This is a genomic window from Haloarcula nitratireducens, assembly GCF_019599505.1.
In genome coordinates, this window is sequence record NZ_RKLT01000002.1 from 512,513 (window position 1) to 536,221 (window position 23,709).

Annotated in this window: 22 protein-coding genes; 7 read left to right on the forward strand and 15 right to left on the reverse strand. The window is 68.5% G+C overall.

What is annotated here, in order from left to right:
• Positions 1-97 precede the first annotated feature (97 nt).
• Both EGH23_RS09370 and EGH23_RS09375 read left to right on the forward strand, forming a co-directional pair.
• A complete protein-coding gene (locus tag EGH23_RS09370) occupies positions 98-874 on the forward strand; it encodes a DUF4013 domain-containing protein (RefSeq protein ID WP_220579730.1) in 777 nt (258 codons plus the stop codon).
• A gap of 54 nt (positions 875-928) precedes the next feature.
• Positions 929-1,489 carry an NUDIX hydrolase gene (locus EGH23_RS09375; protein WP_220579731.1) on the forward strand — a complete coding sequence of 187 codons (561 nt, stop codon included), beginning with the start codon at positions 929-931 and terminating at the stop codon, positions 1,487-1,489.
• A 19-nt stretch (positions 1,490-1,508) separates the two neighbouring features.
• Here the strand turns inward: EGH23_RS09375 and EGH23_RS09380 are convergent, their stop codons facing one another.
• The 3 genes from EGH23_RS09380 to EGH23_RS09390 form a co-directional block, all read right to left on the reverse strand.
• Positions 1,509-3,287 carry a histidine kinase N-terminal 7TM domain-containing protein gene (locus EGH23_RS09380; RefSeq protein WP_220579732.1) on the reverse strand — a complete coding sequence of 593 codons (1,779 nt, stop codon included), beginning with the start codon at positions 3,285-3,287 and terminating at the stop codon, positions 1,509-1,511.
• Between the two features lie 97 nt (positions 3,288-3,384).
• A complete protein-coding gene (locus tag EGH23_RS09385) occupies positions 3,385-3,738 on the reverse strand; it encodes a DUF7977 family protein (protein ID WP_220579733.1) in 354 nt (117 codons plus the stop codon).
• Positions 3,731-4,777, reverse strand: coding sequence for a zinc-binding dehydrogenase (locus EGH23_RS09390; protein ID WP_220579734.1), 1,047 nt, complete (start codon positions 4,775-4,777; stop codon positions 3,731-3,733). The genes EGH23_RS09385 and EGH23_RS09390 overlap by 8 nt, the downstream gene beginning before the upstream one ends.
• Before the next feature lie 178 nt (positions 4,778-4,955).
• On the opposite strand from EGH23_RS09390, the gene EGH23_RS09395 reads away from it, so the two are divergent.
• The 3 genes from EGH23_RS09395 to EGH23_RS09405 all read left to right on the forward strand — a co-directional run bounded on the left by EGH23_RS09395 (position 4,956) and on the right by EGH23_RS09405 (position 7,512).
• The gene (locus tag EGH23_RS09395; protein WP_220579735.1) at positions 4,956-5,888 is read left to right on the forward strand and encodes a molybdopterin-binding protein; all 933 of its coding nucleotides are present in this window, start codon (positions 4,956-4,958) and stop codon (positions 5,886-5,888) included.
• Between the two features lie 81 nt (positions 5,889-5,969).
• Positions 5,970-6,794 (forward strand): aldo/keto reductase, encoded by an 825-nt coding sequence (locus tag EGH23_RS09400; protein ID WP_220579736.1) that lies wholly within the window; start codon positions 5,970-5,972, stop codon positions 6,792-6,794.
• 43 nt (positions 6,795-6,837) lie between these two features.
• A complete protein-coding gene (locus EGH23_RS09405; protein WP_220579737.1) occupies positions 6,838-7,512 on the forward strand; it encodes an MBL fold metallo-hydrolase in 675 nt (224 codons plus the stop codon).
• Between the two features lie 16 nt (positions 7,513-7,528).
• Here the strand turns inward: EGH23_RS09405 and EGH23_RS09410 are convergent, their stop codons facing one another.
• The 7 genes from EGH23_RS09410 to EGH23_RS09440 all read right to left on the reverse strand — a co-directional run bounded on the left by EGH23_RS09410 (position 7,529) and on the right by EGH23_RS09440 (position 14,900).
• Positions 7,529-9,859: a PAS domain-containing sensor histidine kinase gene (locus EGH23_RS09410; protein ID WP_220579738.1), complete on the reverse strand. Its 2,331-nt coding sequence runs from the start codon at positions 9,857-9,859 to the stop codon at positions 7,529-7,531.
• 76 nt (positions 9,860-9,935) lie between these two features.
• Positions 9,936-10,247 carry a DUF7126 family protein gene (locus tag EGH23_RS09415; protein WP_220579850.1) on the reverse strand — a complete coding sequence of 104 codons (312 nt, stop codon included), beginning with the start codon at positions 10,245-10,247 and terminating at the stop codon, positions 9,936-9,938.
• Positions 10,248-10,249: 2 nt separating this feature from the next.
• Positions 10,250-11,167, reverse strand: a complete 918-nt coding sequence (gene guaA, locus EGH23_RS09420; protein ID WP_220579739.1) for a glutamine-hydrolyzing GMP synthase — start codon at positions 11,165-11,167, stop codon at positions 10,250-10,252.
• On the reverse strand, positions 11,167-12,828 hold the full coding sequence (locus EGH23_RS09425; protein ID WP_220579740.1) for a CTP synthase: 1,662 nt from the start codon (positions 12,826-12,828) through the stop codon (positions 11,167-11,169). The genes guaA and EGH23_RS09425 overlap by 1 nt, the downstream gene beginning before the upstream one ends.
• 117 nt (positions 12,829-12,945) lie before the next feature.
• Positions 12,946-13,125 carry a hypothetical protein gene (locus EGH23_RS09430; protein WP_220579741.1) on the reverse strand — a complete coding sequence of 60 codons (180 nt, stop codon included), beginning with the start codon at positions 13,123-13,125 and terminating at the stop codon, positions 12,946-12,948.
• A 63-nt stretch (positions 13,126-13,188) separates the two neighbouring features.
• A complete protein-coding gene (locus tag EGH23_RS09435; protein WP_220579742.1) occupies positions 13,189-13,410 on the reverse strand; it encodes a hypothetical protein in 222 nt (73 codons plus the stop codon).
• Positions 13,411-13,508: 98 nt separating this feature from the next.
• Entirely contained in the window at positions 13,509-14,900 is a 1,392-nt protein-coding gene (locus tag EGH23_RS09440) for a hypothetical protein (RefSeq protein ID WP_220579743.1), read from the reverse strand.
• Positions 14,901-14,992: 92 nt separating this feature from the next.
• On the opposite strand from EGH23_RS09440, the gene EGH23_RS09445 reads away from it, so the two are divergent.
• Complete coding sequence (locus EGH23_RS09445) at positions 14,993-16,252, forward strand: outer membrane protein assembly factor BamB family protein (protein ID WP_220579744.1); 1,260 nt, start codon at positions 14,993-14,995, stop codon at positions 16,250-16,252.
• On the opposite strand, the gene EGH23_RS09450 is transcribed toward EGH23_RS09445, so the two are convergent.
• On the reverse strand, positions 16,236-16,904 hold the full coding sequence (locus EGH23_RS09450) for a dienelactone hydrolase family protein (protein WP_236044718.1): 669 nt from the start codon (positions 16,902-16,904) through the stop codon (positions 16,236-16,238). The genes EGH23_RS09445 and EGH23_RS09450 overlap by 17 nt on opposite strands.
• Positions 16,905-16,941: 37 nt before the next feature.
• On the opposite strand from EGH23_RS09450, the gene EGH23_RS09455 reads away from it, so the two are divergent.
• The gene (locus tag EGH23_RS09455; RefSeq protein WP_220579745.1) at positions 16,942-17,874 is read left to right on the forward strand and encodes a PspA/IM30 family protein; all 933 of its coding nucleotides are present in this window, start codon (positions 16,942-16,944) and stop codon (positions 17,872-17,874) included.
• Positions 17,875-17,911: 37 nt separating this feature from the next.
• On the opposite strand, the gene EGH23_RS09460 is transcribed toward EGH23_RS09455, so the two are convergent.
• The 4 genes from EGH23_RS09460 to EGH23_RS09475 form a co-directional block, all read right to left on the reverse strand.
• Positions 17,912-19,828 carry an SLC13 family permease gene (locus tag EGH23_RS09460; RefSeq protein ID WP_220579746.1) on the reverse strand — a complete coding sequence of 639 codons (1,917 nt, stop codon included), beginning with the start codon at positions 19,826-19,828 and terminating at the stop codon, positions 17,912-17,914.
• Positions 19,829-19,909: 81 nt separating this feature from the next.
• Positions 19,910-20,956, reverse strand: coding sequence for a DUF7972 family membrane protein (locus tag EGH23_RS09465; protein WP_220579747.1), 1,047 nt, complete (start codon positions 20,954-20,956; stop codon positions 19,910-19,912).
• A gap of 80 nt (positions 20,957-21,036) precedes the next feature.
• Positions 21,037-22,965, reverse strand: coding sequence for a threonine--tRNA ligase (gene thrS, locus EGH23_RS09470; protein ID WP_220579748.1), 1,929 nt, complete (start codon positions 22,963-22,965; stop codon positions 21,037-21,039).
• A 58-nt stretch (positions 22,966-23,023) separates the two neighbouring features.
• On the reverse strand, positions 23,024-23,596 hold the full coding sequence (locus tag EGH23_RS09475; RefSeq protein WP_220579749.1) for an HTH domain-containing protein: 573 nt from the start codon (positions 23,594-23,596) through the stop codon (positions 23,024-23,026).
• Between the last annotated feature and the right edge of the window lie 113 nt (positions 23,597-23,709).

The following is a 23,709-nucleotide window of genomic DNA, read 5'->3' on the forward strand; positions in this document are numbered from 1 at the left end:
CGGAGCGGTGCGGCGGAGGGAGTGCCCCGCTCCAGTTAAATAGCGTAATAAAAACGTCAGAAGTTATTTATATACCTTCGGTGATTTCCGACGTGGTATGATAGAAGATGGTCTCCGCTATCAGACACAGGGCGACGACTGGCTCGAACGCGTGCTGATCGGCGGCATCGTCGGGTTCCTCGGCGTATTCGTCGTTCCGGCGTTCACGTTCAGCGGGTACATGTTGGAAGTGATGCGGCGAGTGATGGGCGGCGATACGAAGAATCCGCCGGAGTGGGGCGACCTCGACCTCGTCGAGATGACCGTCGACGGGCTTCGGTACGTGGCTCTGACGCTCGTCTACGGGCTGGCGTTCGCCCTCGTCGCCGGCCTCCCGATCCTCGTCTTCCTGCTGGGCGGGTACGGAACCGACTCCGGCGTACTCGTCGGCTTCGGCCTCCTGCTCGGCGGCCTCCTGTACCTCCTCGGCCTGCTCGCGCTCGCGGTCGTCCTCCCCGTGGCCACGGCGAACTTCGTCGCGGAAGACAGCATCGGCGCCGGGTTCGATACGACGGTCCTCCGCGACGTCGTCGCGAACGGAACTATGCTGAAAGCCATCGTCTTCGGCGTCGTGATCAACGTTATCGTCCAAGTGGTCGGGAGCGTCCTGTTGTTCACTCTCGTCGGAATCCTCCTGCTCCCGTTCGTCGGCTTCGTCGGCCAGTCGGCCGTCATGTACGTCTGGGCGCGGGGCTTCGCCGACGCCTACGAGGAGGAGTACGGCCGTCCGCCGCTCGAGGGGCCGACGGCGAGCGTCGGGGGCGGCGTCGGGACGACCGGGTTCGACGCCGAGACGGGCGTGGACACCGACGCCGACGAGGGCCACCGGTACTGATCTATCGCGGGAAGTCGAAGCGCGTAAGACGCCCCTCCGAGATTGATACGCCATATGAGCAACGACGCGGCCGACGCGCATCCGAACGCCAGGCAGGACGTCATCGCGGTGGACGCAGACGACACCGAGACGGGGACGGTCAACCGCCTCGATGCCCACACCGGCGACGGCATCCGCCATCGGGCGTTCACGGCGCTGCTGTTCGACGAGGACGACCGCGTACTGTTGGCCCAGCGAGCGGCGACCAAGCGCCTCTGGGACACTTACTGGGACGGCACCGTCGCTTCCCACCCCGTGCAGGGCCAGACGCAGGTCGAAGCCACGAGAGAGCGCCTCGAAGAGGAACTGGGCATCAGGCCCGCCCAGTACAACGACCTCCGGGTGACCGACCGCTTCGAGTACAAGCGCTACTACGAGAACGCCGGACTGGAGTGGGAGGTCTGCGCCGTCTTGCAGGCGACCCTCTCGGACACGTCGCTCGACCCGAACCCCGGAGAGGTCGACGGCCTGATGTGGGTCCCCTACGACCGCCTGCGCGAGCACCCGGAGTACTACCGCCAACTGCGCCTCTGTCCGTGGTTCGAGATCGCGATGCGCCGCGACGAGGAACGCTAGACGGTCCGTCCTCGCCGAATCAGCGCTCCGACGCCGCCGCGTCGGCGGCCGCAGTCGCCGACCGTCCGTCGCCCGGCCCGCCGGTCGGGAGGTCGTCGCCCGCTCCCGCCGTGTCGCGGTCGGTGCCGGCCGCCGGCAACTCGATCTCGACGGTCGTCCCGTCGCCGTCCGCCGGGGCGAACGCCAGCGTCCCGCCGACGTTGCGGACGACCCAGTGTACCAGCCAGAGCCCGACCCCGGAGCCGTGCCGAAGCGGGGTCTCCCGCCCGGCGAGGATGACGTCTCGTTCGTGCGGGGCGATACCGGGACCGTCGTCGCTGACGCGGACGAGGACGCCGGTCTCGGCGTCGTCGGTCGCGACCGTGACCGCGACCGTCGGCGGCCCGTCGCTGTGTTCGATCGCGTTGTCGAGCAGTTCGCCGAACGCGAGCGTCAGCGACGGCCCGCCCTCGACTGTGCAGGTCTCCGGACAGGACAGCGTCACCTCGCCCTCGGGCGTCCGCTCGCGGGCCTCCTCGACCACCGGGAGGAGGAGTCGGCGCAGGGAGACCGGTCGAGTCCGCTCGTTCTCTAGAGCTTCCGAGACGCGCCCCATCTTGTTGCTCCGCTCGACGATCGTATCGACCGTCCGCAGGATGCGGTCGATGCGCTCCCGCTCCGAGTCGGAGACGCCATCGCGCAGGAGGTCAGCGTTCCCGCGGACGACGTTCATCTCGTTGCGGACGTTGTGTCGGAGGAGCCGGTTGAGCACGTCCAGTCGCTGCTCTCGCTGGCGGCGGTCGGTCACGTCACGGAGACTGACGAGGTGGCCCGAGACGACGCCGTAGGCGCGATACAGCGGCGTCACCCGAACGTCGAAGTACCGGACCGCCCCCTCTCGTTCCAGTCGCGTCTCCGTCTGCGCTCGCTCGCCGGTCTCGGGCAACGTTTCGGCGAGCGCCGGAAGCCGCCGTCGCAGTGACTCGCCGGAGAGTGCGGCGGCCTCCTCGCCGAATAAGTCGGTAGCCGCCGCGTTGACGTCGACGATGCGGCCGCCCTCGTCGACGATGACGACCCGGTCGTCCATCTCGGCGAAGATGGCCTCCCGACCGAGGTCGCGGGTCACCGGCGCGACGTCCAGCAACCGCCCGCGCAACAGCGCCAGCGAGAGGACGATCCCGGAGCCGACGTACGCCAGGCTGGTCGGGTCGAGCGTCTCGGTGAACTCCCCGAGGGCGTACAGCGAGTGGGCCATCGTCGGGATCGTGATGGCGACCAGGAGCGCGAGGCTCTGACTCTGGAACAGCTCGTTCGTTCGCAGCATCTGTCGGACCAGCAGGACGCCGCCGACTAGAATCAGCGTCAGCATGTACGCGAGGTGCGCCCACCGGGCCAGTCCCCAGACCGGCACGAGCGCGCTCGTCTGGCCGACGACCGCCGTCTCCGAGCCGGCCCAGACCAGTCCGTGCCCCCGGTTCGACCAGACGAGGGTGACGAACAGCGCCGGTTCCGCGAGCAAGAGCGCGACGCGTCGCTTCGTGAGCCAGTGGGGGTGACCGGTGTACTCGAGGACCGTCGCTAGCCACGCGACGGGGACGACGACGGAGAGCGTCAACTGCACCTGTACCAACCGCACCATCGTCTGTACGTCCGGGACGGCCAGTTCCAGCCCGTAGGCGACGGTCCAGAGGCTGGCGGCGACGACGAACGCCGCGAGCGGGCCGGCGCCGGGTCGGTCCCGGTGGAGCCAGGCGAGAACGGCGACGCCCATCCCCACGACGGCGGCCAGCAGCACCACCGAGAGCGGCGACAGCAGCATCTGTTTCGAGGGTGGCCCGACCGCGGGATAAGCGTTCTCGGCCCAGTATCGCGAGCGATACTACGACCGACGGTCCCGGGGCACGGCGCGGCCGCCGTCAGTCCGGCCGCCGCGAGCGAAGCGCCGACCACACGGCGAGGCCGCCCAGCAGGAACGCCGGGACGAGCGGCAGCGCCAGATACGCCGCCCGGAGGGTGAGCCCGAGCGACCGGACGAACCCCTGTGCGGCCGGGAGCGCGAGGATGGCGACGGGGATCAGCAGGAAGCCGACGACGATCATCCCGACGAGGACCCACCCCTCCCAGCCGAAGTCGTCGCTCGTCGCCGCCTGCCGGGGCGGTTCGCCGCTGGGCCGGTGGACGTAGCCGCCGTCGGCCGCGCCGTCGTCTCCCGTGCCGCTGTCTCCCGCGCCGCCGTCACCCGCTTCTGGACGGTCCCCGTCGTCACTCATCGTACTCACTGTCCGGGACGACGACGACTTTTCCGAACCCCTCGCGCGATTCCAGCAGCTCGTGGCCGCGGGCCGTCTCGCTCATCGGCAGCGTCGCCCGCTTCTCGACGGTGAACGTGCCGTCCCAGACCCGTTCGAGAGCGGCCTCGGTCTCGCCGTAGGTCGCCATCGTCGACCCGACGACGGTCAGCTGGTTGCCGAAGATGCGGTTGACGTTCGTCTCAGGGGTGGGACCGCTGGTCGCACCGCAGGTGAGCAGGCGGCCGCCCTTCGCCAGCGACCGCAGCGACTGTCGCCACGTCTCCTCGCCGACGTGGTCCACGACCACGTCGACGCCGCGTCGGTCGGTGAGTTCCCGGATTCGCGTATCGAACTCGCTGTCGGTGTAGTCGATGGCGCGGTCCGCGCCGAGTCGCTCGGCGGCCGCCCGTTTCTCGTCGGTGCTGGCGGTGGCGAACACCGTACAGCCGACGTGGTCGGCGATCTGGACGGCGGCGTGGCCGACGCCGCCGCTGGCCCCGAGGACGAGCACCGAATCGTCGGGTCGAATCTCGCCGCGGGTGACGAGCAGCCGCCACGCCGTCTGGAAGACGAGGGGCGCGGCGGCCGCCGTCTCCCAGTCCACCCCGTCGGGGACCGAGACGAGGGCGTCGGCCGGCACCGCCGCCAGTTCGCTGTGAACGCCGGTGGTGTGCTCGCCGAGCACCCGATAGTCGACGCAGAGCGTCGGTTCGCCGCGGCGACAGAACTCACAGGAACCGCAGTTGACGCCCGCGCTGACCGCGACCCGGTCGCCGGGGTCGACGCGGCTCACGTCCGCCCCGACCTCGCGGACGACGCCCGCGGCGTCGCTCCCCGGAACGTGCGGCAGTTCGAGGTCGAGTCCGGGGAGTCCGCGACGGGTCCAGACGTCGAGGTGATTCAGCGCGCCGGCCCTGACGTCGACCAGCGCTTCGTTCCGGCCGACCGTCGGGTCGGGCGCGTCGCCGTAGGTGACGACCTCGCGCCCGCCGTGGTCGGTGTACTGGACGGCCTGCATGGTCGCCACTCGGGTCAGCGGCCGCAAAACGCTGGCGGTCTGTGAGCCGGACTCGCGAGCGGGAGGGGGTCCGATCGGTCGGTTTCGAGGAGCGTCAGCCGGTGGCCACGGACGTGCGCGTTCGGGCCGCGACCCGGGCGGCCGGAACCATTTACCCGCCAGGTGCCTTCGTCCGCGTATGGTCGACTTCCAGTCCCGCGATACCCGACGGGGGTTCAGTTCCGACGACGAGGAGGACGAGGAGGACGAGGCGGAGACAGACGCGGACGAGACGGGGACGGACCGGGAGACGGAGACAGACGACCGGGAAGCCACCGAGAGCGACGGCGAGAGCGAGGGGGAACGAAGCGAGACGGCCGACGCCGCGGGAGCGACCGAACGCGCCGAGCCGTCGGCGGCCGAGGCCACCGGGACTGGCGAAGACGCGTCGGCGGCGGACGCGGAGCGGACCTTAGAGACGACGTCGGCGACCGAGTCACCCGACCCCGACGAGCGGGTGAGCGAGCGGGACGACGGGGTGACCCCGACCGCGGACTCGACGGGGACGCCGACCGAGTCGAGGGCGAGCGACGCCGACGACACCGCCGGAACCGCCGACCCCGACTCGCCCGCCGCCCAACGCCGGAACGCAGCGACGGAGACGGCCGTCGACGCGGCGCTCGTCACGGTCGGGACGACGACGGAGCGCGGCGAGGACCCGACCGGCGAGGCGCTGGCGGCGGCCATCGAGGCCGCGGGCTACGACGTCACCGCCCGCGAGCGCCTCCGTCGGGATTACGACGGAATCCAGCGGGCGGTGAACGCGCTCGTCCGCCGGGACGACGTCGGCCTCGTCGTCACCGCCGGCGGCGTCGGCGTCACCGCCGACGACGTGACCATCGAGGCGGTCCATCCGCTGTTCGAGAAGTCCCTGCCCGGCTTCGGCGAGGTGTTCCGGAGCTTCCTCTTCGACGAGGTCGGCACCGGCATCGTCTCTATCCGGGCGACGGCGGGCATCGCCGACGGGACGCCCGTGTTCTGTCTACCCGCCGACGAGGGGGCCGCCGGAGTCGCCATCGACGAGATCATCGCCGCCGAAGCGCCCGGCCTGCTCGGCGACATCGAGGGCTGAGCCCACCGACCGGAGGAGTCGCGGCCGCCGGCCTCTTCCGTCGGTCACTGCCGTTTTGTCCCCGGCCCGCCAACGGTGCCTATGGAGACGATTCAGGTCCGAGGCGAGTCGGTCCCGGCGCTCGGTCTCGGCACGTGGCAGCTGACGGGCGCGACCTGTCAGGAGACAGTTCAGACCGCCCTCGACATGGGGTATCGACACGTCGACACCGCGCAGGCCTACGGCAACGAACGGCGGGTCGGAACGGGGATCGACGCCGCCGACGTGGACCGCGAGGACGTCTTCCTCACGACGAAGCTCGACGGGAGCAATCGAAGCGCGCGGCGCGTCCGCCAGTCCGCCCGCGAGAGCTGTCACCGCCTCGGGACGGACTACCTCGACCTGTTGCTCATCCACTGGCCGAACACGCCGTGGATGGTCCCGGTCTCCGAGACGATCGACGCGATGAACGACCTCGTCGACGACGGCCTCGTCCGGAACATCGGCGTCAGCAACTTCTCGCCGTCGCGGCTGGACGAGGCTCGCGAACTCTCGGACGCCCCCATCTTCACCGACCAGGTGCAGTACCACCCCTACTGGGACCAGACGCAACTGCTCGACTACTGCCGGATTCACGACGTGCTCCTGACGGCGTACAGCCCGTTGGCCCGCGGTGGCGTCTTGGACGACCCGGCGATCGTTCAGGTCGGGAATCGCTACGACAAGTCACCCGCACAGGTCGCCCTCCGGTGGCTGGTCCAACAGGACGGCGTCGCCGCCATCCCGAAAGCGACGGGCCGTGAACACCTCGAAGCGAACCTCGCGGTCTTCGACTTCGAGCTGACCGACGAAGAGATGGAGCGAATCCGGTCGCCTTCGAAGGCGAAGACGGGGTATCACTTCGTCCGCTCGCAGTTACCGTTCTGAACGCTTCGAGAGGGTTTTGACGCCGGCGTCCGTACGCCGCGGTATGGTAACCCCGCTATCGGACGACGTCTGGTGGTACGACCTCTCGGGAGTCAACGCGTACCTCGTCGACGACGGGGGGACGCTGACGCTGGTCGACGCCGGGATGCCGTGGCACGGCAACGCGCTCCTCGGCGGGATCAGAGAGGCCGGCTTCGAGCTGCGGGACGTAGAGCGCGTCCTGCTGACCCACTACGACTTCGACCACGTCGGCGGGCTCTCGGCGTTCGACGGCGTGGACCTGACCATCTACGTCGGCGCGGCCGACGCGCGTTTCGTGACCGGTGAGGAGCGGCCGCCGCTCTCGAACCACAAGGGAGCGATTCAGCGCGTCGGGGGGAAATTCTGCTCGCCGCCGGACAACCCGGTCGAACCGCTGACCGACGGCGAGACGGTCGGCAGTTTCACGACCTACCTCACGCCGGGCCACACGCCCGGCCACGTCTGCTACGTCAGCGAGGAGCTCGACGCGGCGTTCCTCGGCGACCTCGTCCGAGAGGAGCGCGGCACGCTCAAGCCCTCGCCGTGGCTGATAAGCTACGACACGGGCGACGTGAGAGAGAGCGTCCGCGGCTTCGTCGAACACGTCCCGCCGTTCGAGGTCGCCGGGATGGGCCACGGCGTCCCGTTCAAACGCGGCGGAAGCGAGCGTCTCGCCGAGACGGCGGCGACGCTCTGAGCGGTCTGACCGCGGCTCAGACGACGTTCCGGAACTCGAATCGCGCCCCGCCCGCCCCGCTCTCGGTCACCGTACACTCCCAGTCGTACAGGTCGACGAGTTCCTCGACGAACGCCAGCCCGAGCCCGGTTCCGCCGTGTGCGCTCGCGGTCGTGTAACCCGCTTCGAACACCGCCTCTCGCTTCTCGGCCGGGATGCCGCTCCCGTCGTCTTCGACGTAGAACCCCGTCGGGAGTTCGCCGACGGTGACCGTGACGGCGTCGCCGCCGTGTTCGATCGCGTTCTCGAAGAGGTTCCGAAACAGGTGTCGGAGATACGTCTCGTCGGCGTGTACCGCGGTGTCGAGGGAGACCTCGAGCGACGCGTCCGGCGTGTTCACTTCCCCCCACGCGTCACGGGACACCGATTCGAGCGCCACTCGCGTCCGGTCGTCGCTCGCCTGCTGGCCGCCCGTGAGCACCAGCATGACGTCGATCATCTCCTCGATCCTGTCGAACGCGTCCCCGACGTGTTCGACCGCCTGTGGCGCCTCCGCTTCCGGGAGCTGCTGGCGGTACATCTGGCCGATGGCGACCGGGTTGCGGAGTTCGTGAGCGAGCATGCTGGCGAACCCGTCGAGGCGCTCGTTGGTCTCCTCTAAGTCCTCGACCGTCGCTTCGAGCTGCCGCTCGCGCTCTCGCAGTTCCTGGAGCGTCCGCGCCCGTTCGAGGGACTCCCAGCACCGCTGGGCGACGGTCTCGACCAGTTCGATCTCGTGTGGCTGCCACTCCCGGGGCGTTCGATGGTGGACGCCCAACCCGGCGACGAACGCGCCGTCCTTGTGTAGCGGGACGCTGATGGCACTCCGAACCTGGGCCCGCTCGTAGGCCGCCAGCCGCTCGTCGGGCACTCGGTCGTCCGTCGCGACGTCGTCGACCACGACGGTGCGATTCTCCCGCATCGCCTCGAGCACGTCCGCACCGAACGAGGACGTGGCCCACTCCCCTTCGATGCTCTCCGTCCCGCCGCGCGTGTAGTCGCCGGTGATGCGAACGTGGTTCTCGTCCGCTTCGACCTGCGCGTACGCACAGCGGTCCACACCCAGATGCTCGCCCAAGAAACGAGCGGCGGTCGCCATCAGTTCGTCCGGGTCGGTCAGTGATTGGAGCTTCTGTCCGAGTTCTTCGAGGAAGCGAACCCGCTCTTCCGTTCGCTTTCGCTCCGTGATGTCGAAGACGATGCCGTTCAGCCGGATCGGATCGTCGTTCTCGTCGTAGACGACCGTCCCGCGGGCCAGCACCCACGATATATCGCCGTCAGCGTCTCTGATCCGATACTCCACGTCGAGTTCGCCCGTCTCCTCGACCGCCCGTTCGAGCGCGTTCCACGTCCGCTTCGTGTCGTCCTCGTGGATCGGCTCGTAGAACGCCTCCATCGGCCCGCCCGCCGCGGCCGCCGCCGGGTCCATCCCGTAGGACTCCGCCAGATACTCGTCCGCGGTCACGACGTTCGCCTGGATGTCCCACGTCCACGTCCCGACCGAGCCGGCAGTGGTCGCGATCTCCAGCTGTTCGCGGGTCTCGCGCAACTTCCGTTCGCGCTCCCGACGCTCGCTGACGTCTCGGACGACGCCGACGCGGCCGTAGCTCCCGTCGCCGAAGGGGAGCGGCGCGATCCACGATTCGACCGGGACGATGTCGCCGTCTCTGGTCGCTATCTCGACGTCCATCACCGCGGCGTCGCGCTCGCCGTCGCGCATCTCTCGCACCTTCTCGGAGGCCCGTTCGTCCATCGTCTCGCTGTGGACGAGCGAGGCGTGCGAGCCGAGCAGTTCCGCGCGGTCGTAGCCGAACATCTCACAGAAGGCGTCGTTGACCAGCGTGAAGCGGGAGTCGTCGTCCAGCGCGAAGATGCCGTCGTCGACCGTCTCGACGATCTTCGCGTACTGTTGGAGGCTCTGTCTGCGTTGCTCCCGCTGGGAGATGTCACGGACTACGCAGATGAATTCGCCCCGATCGGTGTAGGTCAGGGTGTGCTGGGCGAGGAACTCGCTGCCGTCGCTGTGGACGCAGTGAGTCGTTCCCGTCCACTGTCCGTCCGTGGTTATGTCGGGGAGGATGTCGTCGTAGAACCGGTCGGGATCGGCTTCGATGCCGAGGTCGTCCCAGTGCTCGCCGACCATCGCCGAGGGCTCGTAGCCGAACGTGTCGGCGTACGCCCGGTTCACGTATATGAACTCGCCGTTCTCGTCGAGGAGAGCGATGCCCTCGCGCGCGGCTTCGAGGGCCTGTACAACGCGCTCGCGCGTCGCCGGGTCGTCGACGTCGCCTCGGGACCCCACGCGTGCGGCGTCACCCTCCTCGGTCATTGTCCTCGTTAGTCGAGCCAACTGGATAAGTTTTGACGTCGCGCGCGTACCGCGCTACGCCCCGCCGACGGCCCGCTTACAGCTCCTCGGCGACGGCCTCGGGACCGAGCAGGTTCGGGTCGACGACGAGGTCGGCCTGCCGACTGGCGAAGTCCGGCAGCGATCCCTCGGCGTAGACGACGATGCGGAGGTCGGGGTTGAGGTCCTTGGCGACGGCGATGGAGGTCGCCTGCGCCATCTCGGTCAGGAGGTAGACGTCGGCGTCGTGGACGCCGGCCTCCTCGAGCCCGGGGCGGTTGCCGACGTCCGCGACGGTGACGGTGTGACCCTCCGATTCGAGCGCGTCGGTGATGCCGTCGGGGTCCGAACCGACGAGGACTACCTGCATGGTCACTCGTACTCGATGGTCGCGGGCGGTTTGTGGGTCACGTCGTAGACGACGCGGGCGACGTTCTCGTGTGCGCCGGTGATGCGGCTCTGCATGCGCTGGAGCGTCTCCCAGTCCAGTTCCTGCGCGCGGGCGGTCATGCCGTCCCGCGATTCGACCGAGCGGACGGCGACGACCCAGCCGTGGACGCGGTTGTCGCCCTTGACGCCGGTGGCCTTGCCGATGACGGCCGCCAGCGCCTGCCACGGTTCGTACTCCTCGAGTTCGTCCTCGACGACGTGGTTGGCCTCGCGGGCGACTTCGAGTTTCTCCGCGGTGACCTCGCCGATGATGCGGACGGCGAGGCCGGGGCCGGGGAACGGCATCCGCTCCGAGATTATCTCCTCTAAGTCGAGCGCGCGGGCCACCTCGCGGACCTCGTCCTTGTAGAGGTCGCGCATCGGTTCGACGATGCCGTCGAAGTCGATGCGCTCGGGCAGGCCGCCGACGTTGTGGTGGCTCTTTATCGTCCCCTCGCTCTCGATGCGGTCGGGGTAGATGGTCCCCTGGACGAGGTAGTCGGCGTCGACCTCGCGGGCGACCGTCTCGAACTCCCGGATGAACTGCTCGCCGATGATGTGGCGCTTCTCCTCGGGGTCCGTCTCGCCTTCGAGGGCATCGAGGAAGCGGTCCTGCGCTTCGACGACGCGCAGCGAGTCCATGTAGTCGAACGTCTCGCGTATCTCGTCGGTCTCGCCCTTTCGCATCAGGCCGGTGTCGACGTAGACGGCGGTGAGCTGGTCGCCGATGGCCTCGTAGGCCAGCGCCGCCGCCGTCGAGGAGTCGACGCCGCCGGAGAGCCCGATGACGGCGTTCTTCTCGCCGACCTCCTCGGCGATCTCGGTCTTCGCCTCCGCGATGAACTCGTCTACGTCCACCATCAGTGGCTCACCTCCTCGGTCTCGGGGGTGTGGGGGTCGTCGCCGACGACGGCCTCCAGCAGGCCGACGAAGGGCGGGCTCGCTCTGGTCGGGCGCGAACGGAACTCGGGGTGGAACTGCGTCCCGATGAAGTACGGGTGGTCGTCGGGCGCGAGCTCGAGTATCTCCATACGGTTCCCGGAGCGCCCGGAGAACTTCAGCCCGGCGGCTTCCAGGTCGTCGATGTACTCGGGGTTGACCTCGTAGCGGTGGCGGTGGCGCTCGGTGCAGGAGTCGCCGCCGTACAGCGCGGCCGCGAGCGTCCCGGGCTCGATGTCCGTCTCGTTCGCGCCCAGTCGCATCGTCCCGCCCATGTCCTCGATCTCGTACTGCTCGGGCAGGATGTCGATGACGGGGTGGGGCGTCTCCTCGTCCAGTTCCGTCGAGTGCGCGCCCTCCAGGTCGAGGACGTTGCGGGCGTACTCGATGACCGCCAGTTGGAAGCCCAGACAGAGACCGAGGTAGGGGACGCCGTTCTCGCGGGCGTACCGGATGGCCTCTATCTTGCCTCCAGTCCCGCGCGTACCGAAGCCGCCGGGGACGACGATTGCGTCGGCGTCTCGCATCCGGTCGGCGTGGTGGTCGCCCATCTTCTCCGAGTTGACCCACCGAACGTTCACGTCGACGTTCTTCTCCAGCCCGGCGTGCTTCAGCGCCTCGTGGACGGACATGTAGGCGTCCTCTAAGTCGTATTTACCTACGAGGGCTATTTCTACTTCGCCGTCGGTCTGCTGGGTGACGAGGTCGCGCCAGCGGTTCTCGCGCTCGTCCTCGGGCAGGGCCTCGTCGGCGATGTCGAGGCGCTCCATCACGTACTCGTCTAACCCCTCCTCCTCGACCATCAGCGGGACGTGGTAGATGTCGTCGACGTCGGGGTTCGAGAACACCGCCTCGGTCGGCACGTCACAGAACAGCGCGATCTTCTCGCGGGTGTCGATGTCGAGTTTGTCCGAACACCGGCCGACCAGCACGTCCGGTTGGAGGCCGATAGAGCGCAGTTCCTTCACGGAGTGTTGGGTCGGCTTGGTCTTCTGCTCGCCGTTCTTCGAGTAGGGGACGAGCGTGACGTGCGTGAAGAGGATGTCGTCCTCGTCCTCCTCGTGGGCGAACTGGCGAAGCGCTTCCAGGTAGGGCATCCCCTCGATGTCGCCGACGGTGCCGCCGACCTCGATGATACAGACGTCGTTGCCCTCGGCGGCCTCGCGGACGCGCCGCTTGATGTCGTCGGTGATGTGCGGGATGATCTGGACCGTCTTCCCGAGGTACTCGCCGGCGCGTTCCTTCTCGATGACCGACTTGTATGTCTTGCCGGTCGTGATGTTGTGGTCGAAGGTCATGTCGACGTCGAGGAACCGCTCGTAGTTCCCCAGGTCGAGGTCGACCTCCCCGCCGTCTTTCAGCACGTACACCTCGCCGTGCTGGAAGGGGTTCATCGTCCCGGCGTCGACGTTGAGATAGGGGTCGATCTTGACCGCGGTCACGTCGAACCCGGCGTTCTTCAGAAGCCTACCCGTGCTGGCGGCGGTGATGCCTTTCCCCAGTCCAGACATCACGCCCCCGGTGACGAAGATGAACTTCCGACCCAGATCCGGGTCGTAGTCCGTCTCAGGTTCCGTCGGCATACCGACGGTCTAACTCGGGGCGTCTAAACGGTTTCGGGACTCCCCGCGTTCGTCATCGACTGTCAGTCCGCGGCCGGCCGCGTCGCCGGTCGGTGAATCGACCGAAGGGTGGACTCATCACGCGAGCGAGCGACTAAACGCGACCAGAAGAGCGACCGAGAGCGCCGAGAACAGGGCGTCGTTCGGTGCGGCACCGATCGCCGAGAAGAGCGCGAACCCGGTGAGGAATCCCGCGACCAGCGAGACGACCCCGTGGCTGGCGCGCCGTGCGACCGGGACCGGTTCGGCCGTCGCCATACACCACCATAGATCGTTATATAATATAAGGATACGGTCGGCCGCTGCAAGGCCGGCGACGCCTCACCGAGCACGGTAACCGTCGACGAAGAGGTAACCGATCCACACCGCCGCCCCGAAGGAGACGAGGATACCGACAGCGCCCGCGAGGACGAACAGCGGGTCCTGACGTTGGATCGCCGTGAGGCCGTAGACGCCGACGAAGAGCGCGACCGCGGCGAGGAGCGCACCGAGGACCGACCGCCGGAGGGCGGCCGCCAGTCCGTCGAGACCGTTCTCTCCCATATCCGTCGGCTACATCCGCGGCGGGGATGTACCTTCTGCCCGTATCAGCCGCTGTAATCAGTCCCCGCCCCTCGAATTCGAGATCGGTCGCCGGTCACTCAGTTCACGATCGGCTGGGAGATTATCCACAGCGAGAGCACGGTGTAGCCGACCATGACGACGACGAGCGGGGCGTGTGCGCGACGGCCACCGCGCCGCCCGTACGCCTCGACCGCGACCGCGTGAGCGGCGACGACGGCGACGAGGTGGCCCGCGACGACGAGGACGACCTGGGATCCCCAGAACGCGGAGAGCGGTAAGCCGGCGACCGGGTCCGGAGCGAGGATACCGTCGGTCAGCAGCGCCGCGAGTACGCCGAGGTTTCGCAGCACGAACGGGTAGGTATGGGCGACCTCGTAGGCCGCGGCGATGGGCAACAGCGAGGCGGCGAAGGCCGTCGCCGGCCCGTGTATCGCCGTGTGCGTCGCGGGTTCTCCGTCGCCGAGTCGGCCGACCGGCGCGAGCGCGACGCGATAGCTTCCGAGAAACAGCGCGAACCCGGCGAGATAGAGGACGACGGCGGCCGGCGTCGGGCCGAGGTCGGTCGGTATCGAAGCCAGCAGCGACCGGAACGCCCGCGTGTTCGTCAGCCCGTCGAAGCTGACGGTGTAGAGCGCGAGGACGACGAACGCCGTCGTCGACCTGTCGGCGACCGGCCGCGTATAGGCCCGCCACGGGGCGCGAAGCGAGAGCCGATACCCGCCGTCCGCCCGGGCGACGGCCAGCGGCGCGACCCGACCGAGCAGGCGGTAGAGAACCGCCAGGGCGTCGGCCCGGCGGAGCCACGTCGGTCCGTACGCGAGCGCGCCGACGACCATGACGAGCGCGTAGGCGGCGACCAGCGCGGCGGTGAGCCGCGGTGAGCGCGGGAGTAGCGTGAGGTTCTCGGCGATCCCGACGACGAGGGCGAAGCCGACGACGGCGGGCCAATCGCCGAGCCGCTCGGGATACGCACCGAGGACGGCGGGCGGTTCGCCCTCCAGGCGCGCGAGTCCCAGATAGATGGTCCGCCACGGGGAGAGGACGCGCCACGGGCTCCCGGCGACGACGGCGACGAGACCGAGCCCCTTCAACCACACCGGCCAGAACAGCACGGTGGCGACGTTCTCGGACTGGATCTGCTGGCCGAAGACGCCCGAGAGGAGGACGGCGAGGAACGCCGCGAGGCCGAGCGCCCGGCCGACGTTCCTGAGCGCCCGAGAGATCCAGAACGGGACGTGCAGCGACGGCGCGTCGGCCTCGACTTTCCCCGTCCACTCGCTGACGACCAGCCAGCCGGCGGTGACCGCGACGGTGCCGCCGGCCCCGGTGTACAGCAGCCACAGCGGGATCGGGGCCTTGATGCCGCCGCCGACGGCTCCGTGGGCGCTTGCGACGCCCGAGAAAACGAGCACCGCGAGGACCGTCGCTGGCAGGGCGACGAGCGGCGAACGCCGCGAACGGCCGCACATGTCCGGCACTCGCAGGCGGGCGAAGAAGTACGTACCGCTCTCGCTGTCCGGCGATAGGGGGGCTTATGTCCGTTGGCGGCCGAGTTCCGGCGATGCGACCGCGGACGCTCCTCGCCGCGCTGCTGTGCTGCGGCGCGCTGGTCGGCGTCGTCGCCGCGGGCGTGACCGCCGACGGCGGCGCGCTCACGTGGACGTGGAGTAGCGACACCGCCCGCGACAACGAGGTGAACCACCACGCCGTCGGCGTCGGCCCGCGCGGGGACGTGATCGTCGCGCCCGTCGCGGCGGTACCGAACGCCGAGGCCATCGGCCCGCATTCCTGTTCGCTGGTCCGTTTACGTCCCAGCGACGGCGCGACCCGCTGGCGCTGGAGCGTCCCCGCGGAGGACTGTTTCACCCACGCGCTCACCCAACCGGCCGTCGCCGACGTTGACGGCGACGGCGGGATGGAAGTCGCCGTGGGCACGACCCAGAGCGAACTGGTCGTCCTCGACGCGGCCAGCGGCACCGAACAGTGGCGCGTCCCGCTCTCGACCTACGGCTACGGACAGCCGGCGGTGGGCGACGTCACGGGCGACGCCGGACCGGAACTCGTCACGAGCGACATCGAGGGGACGCTCGTCGTCGCCCGCGCGAACGGGACGGTCGCGTGGCGCAATCGGACGAACATGACCGTCTGGGCGGCCCCCAAGTTGGTGGACGTCGACGCCGATAACGCGACGGAGGTCGTCCTCGGTGGGGACGAGGGCGTCGTCGCCTTCGAACCGGACGGGACCCGGCGGTGGCGAAGCGGCGTCCGGGCGACGACGCTCGCGGTCGACGCCGAGGGCCGAGTGCTCGCGGGCAACACCGCCCGACTCGCCGCGCTGGACGGCGCGACGGGCGAGCGCCTGTGGACGAAGGACCTCGCGGGCGCGGCGCGGGTCCACGACGCGGGCGACGCCGACGGTGACGGCGACAGCGAGGCGTACGTCGGCGTCCCCGGTAACACGATACTGGCCGTCGACACCGAGAGCGGAGCGACCGAGTGGCGCACCTCGCTGGGCGGCGGCGAGCGGCGCACGACGTTCGCACCGAGGGTGGCCGACGTGGACGGCGACGGCACCGACGACGTGGTGGCGGTCACGAACGGCGGGACCGTCGTCGTGCTCGATGGCACGACCGGCGAGGAACGTGCGGCCTACGAGCGGAACGTCCCTATCTGGACGTTCGCCACGCCGGCGGACCTCGACGGCGATGGGGATAGCGAAATTCTGGTCCGCTACGGCGACGGGCGCGTCGTCGCGCTCGATTGGACGACGGCCGGCGGCGGTGCACTGGTAGTCCGGCCGACCGCTACAGACGCTCGCTGAAGAACTGCGAGACGAGTTCGGCCGCGCGGTCGGCCTGCCCGACGAAGTGGTGGTCCGCCGGCAGCGACTCGACGGCGTGGCCCAGTTCGCGGGCGCGGTCGACGACGGGCCGCCACTCGACCGTCTCGTCGCGCTCGCCGTAGACGACCTGCACCGGACAGTCGATGGTGTCGAGTGCCTCGACGGCGGCCCCGTCCGAGAGCTCCGACGGTGGCGCGAGCACCGACAGCGCCGCCGGCGCGTCCCCGTCGGCGGCGGCGGCTGCCCGGAGCGCCACGTCGGCCCCGAAACTGTAGCCGAACAGCCCGACGGCGTCGAACTCGGTGCGTGCCCATGCCAGCGCGTTTTCGGCGTCGGTCCGTTCGCCTCGACCCCCGTCCCACTCTCCGTAGTCGAATCGCAAACACGCGATCTCGGGGGCGAGCGCGTCGCTCACCGCCCGCAACCGCTGGTCCGACCGGCTGCCGCCGTACTGTGGATGGGGCGGGCAGGCGACGACGACGCGGTCGGCGTCGGGCGAGTCGAGCGTCCCGACCGCCTCGCGGCCGCCCGGGACGTGGACGGGGTGGCTCACGTCGGCGTCCTCGTAGCCCGCGTTCCTGTATCTGTCGCCGCTTTCGTCGCCGCTCGGGTCGGCGACGTTCTCGGCCATGGAAGAAATTTAAGTCAGGAGCAATGAACTCAGAGGTATGGGAATCCTCTCGCGCGCCTCGTACGTCATCCGCTCGAAGGTGAACGCGGCACTCAACCGCTCCGAAGACCCCTCCGAGACGCTCGACTACAGCTACGAGCAGTTGCGCAACGAGTTGCAGGACGTGAAGCAGGGCATCGCGGACCTGACGACCCAGAAGAAGCGACTGGAGATCCAGAAGCGCCGCCTCGAGGAGAACGTCGAGAAGCACAACGACCAGGCGCGGCAGGCGGTCGAGCAGGACCGAGAGGACCTCGCGCGGCAGGCCCTAGAGAAGAAGAAGCAGAAGATGACCCAGATGGAGGAGCTGGAGACGCAGGTCTCGCAACTCCAGACCCAGCAGGACCAGCTCGTCGAGCAGAAAGACGAGCTCCAGCGCCAGATCGAGCAGTTCCGCACGAAGAAGGAGACGATGAAGGCCCGCCACGAGGCGGCGAAGGCCTCGACCCGGGTCAACGAGGCGATGACGGGGGCCGGCGACGAGATGGAGGACGTCAACCGCGCCATCGAACGCGCCGAGGAACAGACCGAGGACATGGAGGCGCGCGCGCAGGCGATGGACGAGCTCCGCGAGGACGGCGTGTTGGAGGACCAGATCTCCGATAAGAGCTCGCTGGAGAAAGAGCTGGACGAGATGCAGCAGGGTAGTGAGGTAGACGCCGAACTCGACACGCTGAAACAGGAGATGGGGAAGGCCGACGAGGAACCGGCCGAGAGCGCCGGGACCGAGACGGAGACGGCGGAGGCAGAGCCGGCCGAGACCGGAAGCGCCGACGCGGAGGCGGGGAGCGCCGAACCGACCGACGCCGAGGCGGAGCTGGAACAGGAACTCGCCGAGGACAGCGGGTCGGCGGACGTGGAGACGCCCGACGTCGACGACAGCGAAGTCGAGTCGGAGCTCGAAGAGCTCAAAGACGACGAGCGGAACTGAGCGGTCGGAGATCGGCGGCTCGCTCGATTCTACGGCGCTACAGCGGCCAGACGATACTCACGGCGACCGTGGTGACGACACAGAGGAGCAACTGCAACGGCGCGCCGACGCGGACGTAGTCGGTGAAGCGGTAGCCGCCGGGACCGTACACCATCAGGTTCGTCTGGTAGCCGATGGGGGTGAGGAAGGCGGTGGCGACGGCGAAGGTGACCACCAGCAGGAACGGGAAACCCGCGACGCCGACGTCCCGGGCCGTGGCGACGGCGATGGGGGCCATCAGCACGATGGTCGCCACGGGCGTGATGACGCTTGCGACGACGGCGCTCAGGAGGTAAAAGAGCGCCAACAGCGCCAGCGGCGGGAGGACGACGGCGGCTCCGGAGAGCAGGTCGCCGACGAACGCCGCGCCGCCGGTCGTCTGCATCGCCGCCCCGAGCGGCAGGAGGCCGGCCAGCAGGAAGATCACGTTCCAGCTCACCGCGTCGTAGGCCCGCGACGCGCCGAGCGACCCGCTGGCGACCATCGTCACGACGCCGCCCAGCGCGGCGATGTAGATGGGGACGAGGTCGAGCGCCGCCAGCGCGACGACGGCGACGAGAATGCCGACGGGGAGGAGCGCCCGGGCGTCGAGCGACGGCGGTGTCTCGCCGTCGTGGATGACGTCGAAGAGTTCGGGCGGCCCCTCGGTGAGCACGAGGTAGCCCTCCTCTTGTAAGTGGCCGATCTCGTCGACCGGCGTCTGGAGGAAGAGCGTATCGCCCGCCGACAGTTCGACCGACGCGAGCCCCTCGCGAATGATTTCGTCGCCGCGGCGGATCGCCAGCACGGTCACGTCGAACCGGGATCGGAGACCCACGTCGGCGAGGGTTCGCCCGAGGAGCCTGGACTCGTTGCTGATGACGGCCTCCGCCAGCACGCCGGGGTGGCCGCTCTCGACCAGCAGTTCCTCGGTCACGGACTCGCGGGAGAGCTGTCGCAGGCCGTAGGTCTCGCCGAACTGGTTGACGGCCTGCGTGCTCCCCCGCACCGTCAGCACGTCGCCGGGTTCGAGCGGTCTGTCCGTCGCCGTGGCGAAGAAGGACTCGCCGTTGTGGTCGATCTGGAGCACGTCCACGTCGATGGGGTCCTCGACTGCGGGCAGTTCGAGCGTCGCGTCGGTCCCCGCGGGCTGCATCGCGTCGGTCGCTTCGGTCGTCACCGCGTCGCCGTCGTCTAGGGCGTCCGCGACCGTCTTCCCGACCAGCGGCGAGGACTCGCGGACGACCAGTTGCGCGAGGTGACGGTCCATGTCGAACTCCTCGGTGAAGTCGGCCGCCGGGTGGACGCGTTCGGGGACGAGCGCTCGGCCGACGGTGAGCAGGTAGGCGACGCCGACCAGCAAGACGACGATCCCGACGGGCGTCAGCGTGAACATCGAGAGCGGTTCGCCGAGCAGGTCCCGCGAGATGTCGCTGGCGAGGAGGTTCGTCGCCGTCCCGACGAGCGTCAGCGTCCCGCCGAGCATCGCCGCGTAGGAGAGCGGCAAGAGGAGTTTCGACGGCGAGATGCCGTAGCGCTCGGAGAGCCCGGTCACCAGCGGGATGAAGACGGCGACGACGGGCGTGTTGTTGACGAACCCGGCGCTGATACCCGTCGTGCCGACGATCGCCGCGAGCAGTCGGCTCTCGTCGCCGCCGGTGAGCGTCGCCAGCCTGCCGCCGAGCCAATCGACCACGCCCGCGTCCTCGACGCCCGCGCTGAGGATGTACATGGCGACGATAGTGACGACGGCGGGGCTGGCGAACCCGGCGATGGCGTCGCGGGCCGGCACGCCGGTGTAGGGTTCGAGGACGGCCAGCGAGACGAGGACGCCGATCGCCGTCATGTCCGGCGGGAGCCACTCGGTGACGAACAGCGCCAGGGCGACGGCGACGAGTCCGAACACGACGAGCGCCCCCGTCGAGAGCGGGGCCATACGGCGACGAAACGACCGAGTCGGTGATAAATACCGGTGACGGCTCGGGTCGTTTAGCTTTCGCGGAATCGAAGATTCCGCTCAGTCCCAATTCACGTCGACCGACCGCTCGGTCTCCCGGAGGATGAACGGGCCGATCGAGAGCGTCCGTTTGGTGATGGTGACGATGCGGAGGATGTACGCGAGCAACACCGTGAAGGGAAGCAGCGAGACGGTCGTCGTCGTCGCGACGAGCAACAGCGAGTTGGCGACGCCGTAGGTGGTTCCCGAGAAGTCCTGCGGGTCGAACAGAATCAGCGATCCGATCGCCACCGCGAGAGCCGGGACGGCGATGTACAGCAGCGCCCGCGAGAGGTTCGCGAGCTCCCACTGGAAGTAGAGCGTCTTGAAGTGCTCGCGGGCGGGCCCGAACAGCTTGAGCGTCTCGATGAGCTCGTCGAGCGCGTCGAGGGCTTCCTCCGAGAGGCCCTCACCGTACTCCTCGCGGATGCGCCGCCCGGCGTACAGCTTCCAGGAGTAGTTGTAGTTCAGAGCGGCCTCGACGACGTCAAACTCCCCGAAGGTCCGCCCCTCCAGTTGGTCCGTGACCTCGTCGGCGTTGCCGACGACGGAGTCGAGGTACGCGGAGAGCAGTTCCAGCAGGTCGTCGTCCAGCCCGTCGCCTTCGTCGACGGCCTCCTCGACCGACTGGGCGCGCTCTTTGGTGGCTCGCACCAGCGAGCGCAGAAACGCCGACGGTTCGGCGGGGCTGACTGCCGCGCCGACGCTGTCGGCCACGTCGTCGCGGAACCGCATCGCGCCCTCCATCCGCTCGCGCTGGTCGCCGACCGCGCCGAGCTCCTGTGAGAGGATGAGCTGACTCAGCGTCAACACCAGCGTCACGCCGGTGATGGTGCCGGTGATGAGCGCCTGATACAGCGTCTCTGCGGGGTCGCCCCGAGTCAACAGCGTGTGGGGCGGCGTCGGGTGAGCGATCCCGGCGGCGAGGAGAAACAGGAACAGCGTGGCGGAGAAGAGCCCGGCGATGATCCACCGGTCGACGTCGAGTAACAGCCACAGCATCCGCGAGCTCTCCGACACCCGTTCGCGCATGGTGTCGCTCGGTTGGTGCCGGTCGGAGTCGCTCATGTCCGGACCTCGCTCTCCTCGCATAAAAGCGCACGTTTGTACCGCTCGAAAATACGGTGCCGACGCGGCCGTATCCCGATTTACCGGCCGGCGAGGAAGGTGACCGCGGTCCGCTGCTGTTCGACCTCGGTCGCTAAGTGGTCGCGGAACTCGTCGAGTTCGATATCCTTCTCCTCGCGCTCTTTCCGGTCCCGTACGGAGATGGTGCCGGCGTCCTCCTCGTCGTCGCCGATGATGAGCATGTACGGGACCCGGTCGTCGTGGGCCTGCTGGATCTTCCGGCCGACGGTCCACGAGCGGTCCTCGATCTCGACGCGGAACTCGCTCAGTTCGTCCCGTAACTCCTCGCAGTAGGGGATATTGTCGTCGGAGACCGGGAGGACGCGGACCTGTTCGGGGGCGAGCCACGGCGGGAACTTCCCGTTGTAGTGCTCGGTCAACACCATGAAGAAGCGCTCGTAGGAGCCGTACAGCGCGCGGTGGATCATCACCGGGCGGTGTTCCTCGTTGTCCTCGCCGGTGTAGGAGAGGTCGAAGCGCTCGGGCATGTTGAAGTCCAACTGGACCGTCGGGCCGTCCCAGTGACGGCCGAGCGCGTCTTCGAAGGCGAAGTCTATCTTCGGGCCGTAGAAGGCCCCGTCGCCGTCCTCGACGACGTAGTCGATGTCCTGCTCGTCGAGGACCGATTCGAGCTGGGACTCCGCTTTCTCCCAGATCTCGTCGCTGCCGACCGATTTCTCGGGTCGGGTGGCGAACTGCACCGTGTAATCGAGGTTGAACGTCTCCAAGGTGTCGAGGATGATGTCGACGGTGGCGAGCACCTCCGCCTCGATCTGGTCGGGCCGGACGAAGAGGTGGCCGTCGTCGATGGTGAACGCCCACGTCCGCGAGAGCCCCGACAGCTCGCCGCGCTGTTCCTTGCGGTAGACCTTCCCGTCCTCGAAGTAGCGAACGGGGAGGTCGCGATAGGACCAGTTCTTCTGTTCGAAGATGGTCGCGTGGCCCGGGCAGTTCATCGGCTTCAGGCCGTACTCCTCGTCGTTCACGTCGAGGAGGAACATGTCGTCGACGTAGTTCTCGTAGTGGCCCGACTTCTTCCACAGTTCGGTGCGGAAGACGTGCGGCGTCTCGACCTCGTCGTAGCCGGCCTCGCGGTTGAGTTCGGCGGCGTACTCGGACAGCTCGTTGAGGATCTTCTTCCCGTTAGGCTCGTACAGCGGCAGGCCCGGTCCGGTGGTGTCGTCGATGGAGAAGAGGTCCATCTCCTGGCCGATCTTCCGGTGGTCTCGCTCCTGCGCCTTCCGGCGGTTCTCGAGGAACTCGTCGAGGTCGTCTTGCGTGGGGAAGGCAGTGCCGTAGACGCGGGTCAGCGTGTCGTTCTCCTCCTCACCGCGCCAGAACGCCGCCGAAATCTCCAGCAGGGCGAAGCCGCCGATCTCGCCGGTCGACTCGACGTGGGGTCCCTGACAGAGGTCGTAGAACTCCTCCTGCTCGTAGAAGGAGACCGGGTCCTCGCCGGCGGCCTCGGTCTCTAAGATGTCCTGTTTGAACGGGTTCTCCTCGTAGCGCTCGAAGGCCTCCTCGCGGTCGAGGAGGACGCGCTCGATGTCGTAATCTTCCTCGATGATCTGCTGGGCTTCGACCTCGATGGTCTCGAGGTCGTCTTCGTCCAGGTCGACGTCGGTGACGTCGTAGTAGAAGCCGTCGTCGGTCCACGGTCCGATGGTGAGCGTCGCCTCGGGGAACTCCCGCTGGAGCGCCTGCGCGAAGACGTGGGCGGCCGAGTGGCGAAGCACGTCGAGGTACTCGTCGCTGCTCGGCGTGACGATCTCGAGTGTCACGTCCGTTTCGATCGGCGTGTGCTTATCGACCAGTTCGCCGTCCACGACGCCGGCAACGGTGTCCTCACCGAGTCCCGGTCCGATTTCGTAGGCGACGTCCTCGACCGTGCTACCGGCGTCCATCTCCAGGGTGGACCCGTCCGGCAGCGTGACCGTGACCGTACTCATATCCGTGATACGACAGCGGCCGGGGATAAGTGTATTGAGACGCGGGCGGGCGGACGGGTCACTCGGGGGCGAGCGGCTCCCCGTCCGGCCCCTCGTCCGACTCGACGAGCAGCGACGAGTCGGCGTCGGTCCGCGGCTCCTCGGTGGCGACCTGATCGACCGGCTTGAACCGCGTGTGATTTTCGGCTTCGAGCGAAGCGAGTCGGTCGGTGATCGTCGTCACGCCGTCCTCGTCGGCGTGGGGCGTGACACACGTGAGCGCGTCGCCGCGGAACTCGGCCAGCAGTGCGGTGGGGAAGCGGATGGCGCGATAGTGGTCGTCGGTGAGCCGGTTGTCGACCTCTCGAACCTCGAAGGCCGGCGCGAGCGAGCGGTCATTCACCGCGGCCCACTCTCGGAAGAGTTCGACGCGTTCGAGCACGAACTGCCCGACGTCGGTGGTCGTCGCCTCCCGCGTGGCGGGGGCCTGTTTGCCCCAGACGTGGACGCTACGGTCGCTGGCGTGGCCGGACTCGACGAGCCCCGAGACGCGCTCTTCGAGCTCTGTCTGTCGCTGGTGGTAGCCGTCCGGGAGCAGCGATCGAACGTACAGTTCCATTCGCCGCCCGACCGGTAGGTCACTCCCTTGCATGGTTATTCCATCTATTGAGAGCCACCGACATAAGTTTACCAGTTGACAGAAGATGGCGGAAACTCTTCCTCATTGAACAGTGGTAACCCCGCTCGCCGAACGGCTCGACTTCC